This window comes from Meridianimarinicoccus aquatilis (assembly GCF_004358675.1).
In the GTDB taxonomy this organism is placed as follows: Bacteria; Pseudomonadota; Alphaproteobacteria; order Rhodobacterales; family Rhodobacteraceae; genus Meridianimarinicoccus; species Meridianimarinicoccus aquatilis.
Genome location: NZ_SMZO01000092.1, coordinates 1 through 9,062, shown reverse-complemented (window position 1 = coordinate 9,062; position 9,062 = coordinate 1). Strand labels below are relative to the sequence as shown.

Below are 9,062 nucleotides of genomic sequence, written 5' to 3'. Positions count from 1 at the left end.
CGACGGACGCCTCGGCATCCGGTTTTACGCCACCGCCGCACGCGGCCAACGAACCGCAGATCAGCATGGCCGCGCAGATGCGCATCGTCTTGCGAAGCCAAGTCATGACAATCGCTCCCGCCAGTCCGTGATACGCGCCCGCACTTGGGCTGGGGCCGTGCCGCCGTAGCTGGTGCGGGACGCAACGGATTTGTGCACACCGAGCACGCCAAAAACGTCATCTGTAATGTCGCCGTGCACCGCCTGCATCTCGTCCAGAGTCAAATCCGGCAGGTCAACGCCCTGCGCTTCGGCCTTCGCCACCAACGCCCCTGTCACGTGGTGGGCATCGCGGAACGGCAAGCCCGCCTCGCGGACCAGCCAGTCTGCCAGATCCGTCGCCGTGGAAAACCCAGCGCTTGCCGCCGCTTCCAGTGAAGCACGGTTCGCAGTCAGGTCGCTGATCATCCCTGTCATCGCCGCCAGCGCCAGCATCAGCGTATCCGCCGCATCAAAGACCTGTTCCTTGTCTTCCTGCATGTCCTTGGAATAGGCCAGCGGAAGCCCCTTCATCACCGTCAAAAGCGCCACAAGCGCGCCGGTCACGCGCCCGATCTTGGCGCGGATCAGTTCTGCTGCATCCGGGTTCTTCTTTTGCGGCATGATACTGGACCCGGTCGAGAACCGGTCCGACAGCGTCACAAACCGAAACTGCGCGGACGACCAGATTACCAATTCTTCGCTCAGGCGTGACAAGTGCACCGAACAGATCGCCGCCGAGGACAGAAATTCCAACGCAAAGTCACGATCCGACACCGCATCAAGGCTGTTGTCCATGGGCTTGTCGAATCCCAGCGCCGCGGCTGTTGCGTGCCGGTCGATGGCAAACCCGGTCCCGGCCAATGCCGCCGCGCCCAGCGGGCATTCATTCATCCGCGCGCGTGCATCCCGAAACCGGCTTGCGTCACGAGCAAACATTTCGACATAGGCCATCATGTGATGCCCCCATGTCACCGGCTGCGCCGTTTGCAGATGGGTGAAGCCGGGCATGACCCAATCCGCGCCAGCCTCGGCCTGATCCAGCAACGCGCGCTGCAAGGCTTCAAGCCCCTGCATGGCCGCATCACACTGATCGCGCACCCACAGCCGGAAATCTGTCGCCACCTGATCGTTGCGCGACCGGGCCGTATGCAGCCGCCCGGCTGCCGCGCCGATCAACTCGCGCAGCCGCGCTTCCACGTTCATGTGAATATCTTCCAGCGCGGCCGAGAATTGGAACTCGCCTGCGTCAATCTCTGCCTTCACCCGGCTCAGACCATCGGTGATTGCCTCAGCATCCGCCTGTGTGATGATGCCCTGCGCGGCCAGCATCGCCGCATGCGCCTTTGACCCGGCGATGTCCTGATCCGACAGCCGCTTGTCATAGCCGATGGAGGCATTGATCGCCTCCATGATCGCATCCGGACCGGCACTGAACCGTCCGCCCCACATTGCGTTGCTGCTGCCATCTTTGCCCATGCTGCGACCTCTTGTTCGTTCCCGCCCGTCTATAGGCTGCGTGCGCGCTCCGCGCAAATGGCTTCACATCTGCGCCATCAACGGCGCAGGTCGCTTGACCCGGCCCGCCCCAGCCGCACAGTCACACCCAAACGGAGGTTCTTTCCATGACACGCCTGATCCCGACACTCGCCTTGGTCCTGACGACGCTTCTTGCTGCGCCCGTTATTGCACAACAGGTCGACATCGCAGCACTGCGCGAAGGTGATATGAAAAAGCTCGTGATCCACAGCGCGCCGCGCCCGGTGACCGATAAGCCCTTCGTAACGCCCGACGGGGAAGAACAGACTCTTGACCAGTTTCAGGGGCAGGTCGTGTTGCTAAACTTCTGGGCGACATGGTGCGCACCGTGCCGCAAGGAAATGCCAGCCCTGGACGCGCTGAACATGGAACTCGGCGGCGACGACTTTCAGGTCGTGACCATTGCCACCGGGCGAAACTCACCCGCCGCAATGCGCCGTTTCTTTGAAGAAACGAATGTGCAAAGCTTGCCGCTCTATAACGATCCCAAGCAGGCGATCGCGCGCGATATGGCTGTGCTCGGCCTTCCCATCACTGTTGTGGTTGATCGCGGCGGCAATGAAATCGCCCGTCTGCAAGGCGATGCAGACTGGAACAGCGACAGCGCGAAAGCAATTTTGCAGGCCGTGATTGACGCAGGGACGTAATTGCACGCACTGCGCGGCTTTTCGTTGCGAACTCGGCAAAAATTTGTAACGATTCGGCGCAATTCCGCTAGCTGACCGGCAATCATTCACCATCGAGGCCCAGATGACCGAAATCCGCTTGATCCGCGCCACTTTGCTTGCAGCCGCATTTTCCCTGCCCATCATGGCCGCTCTTCCCCTTCCGGCCGCTGCGGGGCAGATCGAACAAGCCTGCGCCACATCCGACCGCGGGGGCAAAAACACGCGGGTCTGCACCTGCATCCAGCGCATTGCAGACCAGTTACTGACCGCCAAGGATCAACGCCTTGCCGCCAGCTTCTTCAAGGATCCGCACAAGGCCCAAGAGGTGCGCCAATCAGATCGCAGCAACGACGAACGGTTTTGGGTCGTCTACAAACAATTCGGGGCACTTGCCGAACAGTCCTGCCGCTAAGCGCTGCTGGACACATCCCGCAGCAGCCCCCGGCATCCGGCCTCGACCAAATCCAGCGTGTCGTCGAACCCGCCTGTGTAATACGGGTCGGGCACGTCCCTCACTCCGGTTTCGGGCGCGTAAGATAGCAGCCGCCGAACCGGCGTGGAAAGCCCACTGGGGCGTATAGCTTCAAGGTCAGCACGGTTGGCCTCATCCATTGCCACAATCAGATCGAAATCCCTGAAATCCGACGCGCGCACCTTGCGAGCCCGGAGCGATGCCAGATCATAGCCTCGCGCAGCCCCGGCTTTCACGGCCTTTGGGTGCGGGGGCGCGCCGACATGCCAACCGCCGGTTCCCGCACTGTCAATTTCCCAACTCGGCGCAAGGGCACGCATCACCGCCTCTGCGGTGGGCGATCGGCAGATATTGCCAAGGCAGACGAAGACGATACGCGGGCTGGTGGTGGGATGGGTCATGGGGCAAGATTAGCCACACGCACGGCACCGTCAAACCCGAAAGGACAGCCATGGACAAGATCGTCATACTCAGCGGAGCAGGTCTGTCCGCCGAAAGCGGGCTGGGCACGTTCCGCGATGTCGGCGGGCTTTGGTCGGAATACGATCTGGAAGATGTGGCAACCCCCCAGGGCTTTGCCCGCGACCCCGCACTGGTACACGGCTTTTACAACGCCCGCCGCGCCAATTGTCGTGCAGCCAAACCCAACGCGGCCCACGCAGCTCTTGCGCGGCTGGCAAAGGCGGGAGGACCGGATGTGCTGCTGGTCACCCAGAATATCGATGATCTGCTTGAGCGGGCCGGCGCGCCCGGTGTCGTTCATATGCACGGCGAGTTGATGCGCGGTCTTTGCGCCGCCTGCGGGCACCGCTGGGATGCCCCGCCCGAAATGGCTTCTGACGATCCCTGCCCCGCCTGTTCCGCGCAGGCCACGCGCCCTGATGTGGTATGGTTTGGGGAATACCCCTATCATCTGGACCAAATCGCAGACGCCTTGGCCCAGTGTGACCTGTTTGTGTCAATCGGCACGTCCGGCAGTGTCTATCCCGCCGCCGGGTTCTTTGCCGAAGCCGCCGTCCACGGCGCGCGCACTTTGGAAATCAACCTCGATCCGTCGGACAATTCGGGCCGATTCGACGAAGCGCGCATGGGCCCTGCCGGGGACATCGTTCCCCGCTGGGTGAACGAAGTGTTGGCCGCCCGCGCCTGAACGCGGGCGGCCCCGCAGGTTACTGCGCCATCTTGTGGCCTTTATGGCCCTCGCCGGCAGAACCGTGTTTCATGCCGTGACCGGATGGCATCCGCTCCAGATCAACCATAACCTCGATTTCGACGTCTCCAGCCTTTTCGAAGGTCAGCGTCAAAGGGATCATAGCGCCCTGTTCAAACGGGGCCGTTAAACCTAGAAACATTACATGGTCGCCGCTGCGCGCCATAACATGCTCGCCGCCGGCGGGCATTTCGATGCCGCCTTCGATTTCGCGCATTTTCATGACGCCGTCAGCATCGGCAATGTGGGTATGAAGCTCCAAACGCTCGGCGGCGGGCGACGATGCGGCAACAAGCCGGTCATCCGTATCACCGTGATTGTGCAGCATCATAAAGGCCGCGCCAGATTTAGCCGCAGCCCCAGAAGACCGGGCATAGGCATCATGCACTTCGATCATGCTTTCAGCGAAGGCAGCAAAAGGCAGCGTTGCCGCAACAGCGGCCGCAATTAGTGTCGTCTTGAACATTCGAGTATCCTTGGTCTTGAAAGTAAAGTTAAGCCAATCGGGATACCGAAGGGGGCCCCCGCGCATTTGCGGTCAGGCCTTCTCTGGATAGCTCTTGCTGGATGTGGTCCGCCCAGATGGCAGAGCTTACTTGCCGGGCATCGACCGCGCCGGGGACCGTCAGGTCCAACGCCGCAAGAACGGACATGATGCAATCGGGGCATTCGTGGGCCGGGCCAACCGGCCGCCCATCGGCATCGACCGCGACATTGACCACACCGCCGCTGGAACAGACGACAATGCTGCCCGCAACTTTGGCTTGCCCACGGATCGCGCCGACATGCACCGCCGTCAAGGCGATGAGACACACCAGCCCTAGGGCAAGGGAAGAACGCAGACGTGACATCATGGGCGCGTGCTACCCGCCTTACGGGCCGCAGCCAAGCGTGACGTGACGCCGCTCCAGCGCGCAAAAACAGCAAAAGCCCCGCGCGAAGCAGGGCCAGCTTTGCCCGGCATGCGGGCGGGTCTTGAAAGATCGCGCCGAAGCGCGGACTGCATCAGGCTGGTGCCTGTGCCTTCAAGATCTCTTTTTTGATCTTCAGAGCATTGTCGGACAGCTCGGCGTCCTTTGCCTTCGCCATGTAGGCATCGAACCCACCACGGTGATCGACCGTGCGCAGCGCCTTGGACGAAATGCGCAGCTTGAAAGACCGACCCAGCGAATCGGAAATCAAGGTGACATCCTGCAGGTTCGGCAAAAAGCGGCGACGGGTTCTGTTTTTGGCGTGGCTGACATTGTTGCCGACCATCGGGCCAATTCCGGTCAATTCACAGCGGCGCGACATGGGCGTTCCTCATCTTTGGTCTGGCGGGGTCCGGGCACGCCCGAACGGCTAGTGTTACAATAGAAAGGGGCGCCGCCACGCAGCGCCCAAGAATTCGTTGGCTGCGTTTAGGGGCAACGCGCATGGGCGTCAAGCGCTTTGTCCATCTCACACAGGCGCTTTGCGCGCCCGCGTGAGCGTATACAGGCCCGCTGCCAAGACGATCAGACTGCCGATGACAGTGCTGGTATCAAGCCTTTCGCCAAAGATCAGCATTCCCAAGGCAACACCGAATAACAGACGGCTATAGCGGAAGGGCGTCACGATGGACACATCCCCGACACGCATCGCAGCCGTGAGACCGGTATAGGCCGCCACACCGATCACGGTTCCCCCCGCGACACAGGCCAAGGCCGCAACACTGAATTGGGCAGGCCCGCCCATCACAGCCCAGAGGGCGGCGCCCGTTGGCACAAGCACTCCAAATCCGCACAGGCCCAACTGACGATTCGACAACTCTTTCGGCGCAGCCCGAGTGGCCAGATCCCGCCCGGCAAATCCCGCCATCCCGATGACCGCCAACAGGGACGCCGCCGCAAAAGACCCTGGCGCGGGCTTCAGGATCACCATGACCCCGGCGAAGCCCACCACAACGGCGGACCAGCGCCGCCAGCCCACTTTTTCCCGAAACACCAAGGCTGCGCCCGCCACGACGACCAAAGGCGTCGCCTGCAAAATCGCCGTGGCCGACGACAGCGGCGTCATTGCAATGGCCAATGTGTACCCCAGCCGCCCGATCACCTCTAACACGGCGCGAAGCCCAACACTACGCGTCGCCATAGCCGGATGCCAAAGGCGTTCACCGTGCAGCCGCGCCAATAACGCAAAACCGATGCTTCCGCCCAGACCGAACAACATCAGCACAACCCCAACGGGAAGCGACGCGGCGGCGGCTTTCAAAAACATGTCTTCCACAGCAAAGGCCGCCATGGCGGCGACCATCAAGCCCGCGCCCCTCAGGTTCTCGGCCCCGGATGCAGGCACGTGGGCTGTGCGCCGCCCTCCGCGCCGGGTCATCGCGCCAGCCAGTTCAGCATCTCATCCGCTGCAACACCGGGAAGCGCCTTGCCCTTGGCCACTTGCGCCCCAAGCTCGGCCAGACGGGCCCGCGCCACCGGGTCCGTTGTCAGCCGCGCCAATAGGCCTTGGCGCACTTCCTCCTCGAACCAGTATTGCGCCTGCGCAGCACGCCGGGTCGCCCAGTGACCAGATGCACGACGCCATTCCGCAAGCAATTGCATATCGTCCCACGCCGCCTGCAAGCCCATTTCCTCGACCGCCGACACCATGATCGCCTTTGGAAATTCATCCGGGTCCTGCGGGCGCTTGCGCAAAAGCCGCAAGGCCCCGGCATAATCGGCGCAAGTGCGCGTGGCGGTAGATTTCAACGCACCATCGGCCTTGTTCACGACGATCATGTCGGCAATTTCCATGATCCCGCGCTTGACGCCCTGCAACTCGTCCCCCCCCGCCGGAGCCATCAAAAGCAGGAACAGGTCGGACATCTCGGCAACCACCGTTTCGGACTGGCCGACTCCAACAGTTTCGATCAACACCAGATCAAACCCCGCCGCTTCGCACAGCATAACGGCTTCGCGGGTCCGCCGGGCCACACCGCCAAGCTGCGTCTGGCTGGGGGATGGGCGGATAAAGGCATTTGGGTCTCGGCTGAGGCGTTCCATCCGCGTCTTGTCGCCCAAAATGGACCCACCCGACCGGGCGGACGATGGGTCAACGGCCAAAACCGCCACGCGCTTGCCTTGGGCAGTCAGCATCATCCCGAATGATTCGATGAAGGTCGATTTGCCGACACCGGGCGTGCCGGAAAGCCCCACCCGCAATGCGCTGCGGCCCGCATCCTTGAGCCGATCCAACAGCGCCACGGCCTGCGCACGATGGTCGGCGCGGCCACTTTCGATCAGGGTGATCGCGCGGGCCAATGCGCGCCGCTCACCGCGCAAAATGCGTGGGGCAATTGTGTCGGCAAGGCTGTCAGGGCTGTGCTGGGGCATGGGGTTCGCTCACAAATCGGTGTGGCCGTTGTCTTGCCTTGGCACGGGGGTGTATGTCCACCCCGAGCACCATACCGATCACCGGTCGAAAGGACACACCAATGGCGACACGGCGCACCCTTCTTGCAGTGGTCTTGATATGCGCAGGGGCTCAGGCCCAGGCGGCAGAGGAAAGTGCGTCGTATAATGTCGCGTTCGGCGGGATCCGGGCCGGTGTGATTGCCTTTCGGGCCGAAGAGGCCGGCGGGCGGTACACGGCACATGGCTCGGCACGGGCCAGTGGGCTTCTAGGTGCCATCTTTGATGCCGAAGTGGACACGGTCGCACAGGGGGCCGTATCCGCAAATACCTATCGCCCCAGCGTCGCACGCGAGGTGACAGCAGGATCAGACAATCGCACACAGCGGGAATATCGCTATAACGGTGCAGGCGTTCCAACGGTCACACGAACCCCGGCCAAGGCGCCCTCGAGCCACGCGGCCCCTGCCAGCCAGCAGGCGGGAACCGTGGATAGCACAACAGCGGCCTGGGCGATCCTGCGCGACAGACCCGAAGCACTGGCCTGCCAGTTGGATATCACCATCTACGACGGGCGCCGCAGACAGCGGATCGAACTGAACCAGGCGGAAGCAACGGCCGATGGAATGACATGTACCGGGCGGTATACCCGTGTGGCCGGGTTCAGCCCCAAGGAAATGGCCGAGAAAACGGCTTGGCCTTTGACGATGAAATACGTGCGGCAACCGACCGGAATACTTAGGGTAGAGCAACTCAGCTTTCCGACAAGCTTTGGGCGCGCGCGCATCACCCGCCGCTAGGGTCACCCGCCACGCGCCCGCCGACAGCAACACGGCGCGGGAAAATGGCCATCACAAGCGGCACAGCAGACGCGCCGCCCTCTGAAGCCAGAACAGGGCGGCTCTCGCCCGTCTTCGACATCTACGATGTTTCATCCCGTTGGGCGTAGCAGGCGGGCAAGCCCGCCTGAAAGAGCTGTTGTAAGGGCGGTCAGGAATTTCTCCACTCACATAGATCCGCCATCCTAACACAGGGGATTTGCAGCGCGGTCGTGGCAGGGCATACCCGTTTGAATGACCCGAACAACGCTTCCCATTGATACGATCTTGCCCGACCTTGTTGCCGCTTTGTCCGCGCATGGGCGCGCCGTTCTGCAGGCACCGCCTGGCGCGGGAAAAACCACCCGCGTCCCGCCCGCCCTTTTGGCGGCGGGAAGACCCGGGCGCATCGTCATGCTGGAGCCCCGCCGCCTCGCCGCCCGCGCCAGCGCGGAACGCATGGCTGCAGAACTTGGCGAAGAGGTTGGCCAAACCGTTGGCTATGTCATCAAAGGTGAGTCCCGAACGTCGCGCGCCACCCGGATCGAGGTCGTCACCGAAGGCATCCTGACACGGCGCCTGCAAAGCGACCTAGAGCTCTCAGGCGTCTCGACCCTGATTTTCGACGAGTTCCACGAACGTAGCCTTCAGGCCGATCTGGGTCTGGCTCTGGCGTGGGAAGTGCGCGGCGCCTTGCGGCCCGATCTGCAGATTCTTGTGATGTCGGCCACGCTGGACGCTGCCCCTGTGGCTGCACTTATGGACGACGCCCCGGTGCTGACGGCAGAAGGGCGCGCCTTCCCGGTGGAAACCTTCTGGTTAGACGCCCCTTTGCCGCGCACTGCACGCCTTCCCGACGCCACCGCCGAGCTGACATTGAAGGCATTGGCCGAAACCGATGGTGGCGTGCTCGTCTTTCTTCCCGGTGAAGGCGAAATTCGCCGCAGCCTTGCCGCACTAACCCCGCGCTTGCCT

At 62.6% G+C, this 9,062-nt stretch carries 13 protein-coding genes; 5 read left to right on the top strand and 8 right to left on the bottom strand.

Annotation, left to right across the window (positions count from 1 at the left end):
- Positions 1-102: 102 nt before the first annotated feature.
- Positions 103-1,497, bottom strand: coding sequence for an argininosuccinate lyase (gene argH, locus E2L05_RS19700; RefSeq protein ID WP_133344670.1), 1,395 nt, complete (start codon positions 1,495-1,497; stop codon positions 103-105).
- Between the two features lie 146 nt (positions 1,498-1,643).
- Here argH and E2L05_RS19695 point away from each other — a divergent pair, with 146 nt between their 5' ends.
- On the top strand, positions 1,644-2,204 hold the full coding sequence (locus E2L05_RS19695) for a TlpA disulfide reductase family protein (protein WP_133344668.1): 561 nt from the start codon (positions 1,644-1,646) through the stop codon (positions 2,202-2,204).
- 103 nt (positions 2,205-2,307) lie between these two features.
- Positions 2,308-2,637 carry a hypothetical protein gene (locus E2L05_RS19690; protein WP_341776765.1) on the top strand — a complete coding sequence of 110 codons (330 nt, stop codon included), beginning with the start codon at positions 2,308-2,310 and terminating at the stop codon, positions 2,635-2,637.
- Here the strand turns inward: E2L05_RS19690 and E2L05_RS19685 are convergent.
- Positions 2,634-3,098: a low molecular weight protein-tyrosine-phosphatase gene (locus E2L05_RS19685; protein ID WP_133344666.1), complete on the bottom strand. Its 465-nt coding sequence runs from the start codon at positions 3,096-3,098 to the stop codon at positions 2,634-2,636. The two genes, E2L05_RS19690 and E2L05_RS19685, sit on opposite strands and share 4 nt — an antisense overlap.
- A gap of 50 nt (positions 3,099-3,148) precedes the next feature.
- Between E2L05_RS19685 and E2L05_RS19680 the strand changes: the two genes are divergently transcribed.
- The gene (locus E2L05_RS19680; protein ID WP_133344664.1) at positions 3,149-3,847 is read left to right on the top strand and encodes an NAD-dependent deacylase; all 699 of its coding nucleotides are present in this window, start codon (positions 3,149-3,151) and stop codon (positions 3,845-3,847) included.
- Between the two features lie 19 nt (positions 3,848-3,866).
- On the opposite strand, the gene E2L05_RS19675 is transcribed toward E2L05_RS19680, so the two are convergent.
- From E2L05_RS19675 to meaB, 5 genes are all read right to left on the bottom strand, one after another.
- Positions 3,867-4,373 (bottom strand): copper chaperone PCu(A)C, encoded by a 507-nt coding sequence (locus E2L05_RS19675; RefSeq protein WP_133344662.1) that lies wholly within the window; start codon positions 4,371-4,373, stop codon positions 3,867-3,869.
- A 28-nt stretch (positions 4,374-4,401) separates the two neighbouring features.
- Positions 4,402-4,758 (bottom strand): hypothetical protein, encoded by a 357-nt coding sequence (locus tag E2L05_RS19670; RefSeq protein WP_165971824.1) that lies wholly within the window; start codon positions 4,756-4,758, stop codon positions 4,402-4,404.
- Between the two features lie 154 nt (positions 4,759-4,912).
- Positions 4,913-5,200, bottom strand: coding sequence for a 50S ribosomal protein L28 (rpmB, locus tag E2L05_RS19665; protein WP_133344658.1), 288 nt, complete (start codon positions 5,198-5,200; stop codon positions 4,913-4,915).
- 147 nt (positions 5,201-5,347) lie between these two features.
- A complete protein-coding gene (locus E2L05_RS19660; protein ID WP_133344656.1) occupies positions 5,348-6,256 on the bottom strand; it encodes a DMT family transporter in 909 nt (302 codons plus the stop codon).
- Entirely contained in the window at positions 6,253-7,251 is a 999-nt protein-coding gene (gene meaB / locus E2L05_RS19655) for a methylmalonyl Co-A mutase-associated GTPase MeaB (RefSeq protein ID WP_133344654.1), read from the bottom strand. The genes E2L05_RS19660 and meaB overlap by 4 nt, the downstream gene beginning before the upstream one ends.
- Positions 7,252-7,352: 101 nt before the next feature.
- Here meaB and E2L05_RS19650 point away from each other — a divergent pair, with 101 nt between their 5' ends.
- The gene (locus E2L05_RS19650; RefSeq protein WP_164685119.1) at positions 7,353-8,069 is read left to right on the top strand and encodes a DUF3108 domain-containing protein; all 717 of its coding nucleotides are present in this window, start codon (positions 7,353-7,355) and stop codon (positions 8,067-8,069) included.
- Here E2L05_RS19650 and E2L05_RS21280 read toward each other — a convergent pair.
- Complete coding sequence (locus E2L05_RS21280; protein ID WP_279512648.1) at positions 8,056-8,190, bottom strand: hypothetical protein; 135 nt, start codon at positions 8,188-8,190, stop codon at positions 8,056-8,058. The genes E2L05_RS19650 and E2L05_RS21280 overlap by 14 nt on opposite strands.
- A gap of 152 nt (positions 8,191-8,342) precedes the next feature.
- Here E2L05_RS21280 and E2L05_RS19645 point away from each other — a divergent pair.
- On the top strand, positions 8,343-9,062 hold a 720-nt coding region (locus tag E2L05_RS19645; RefSeq protein WP_133344650.1), incomplete at its 3' end, for a DEAD/DEAH box helicase.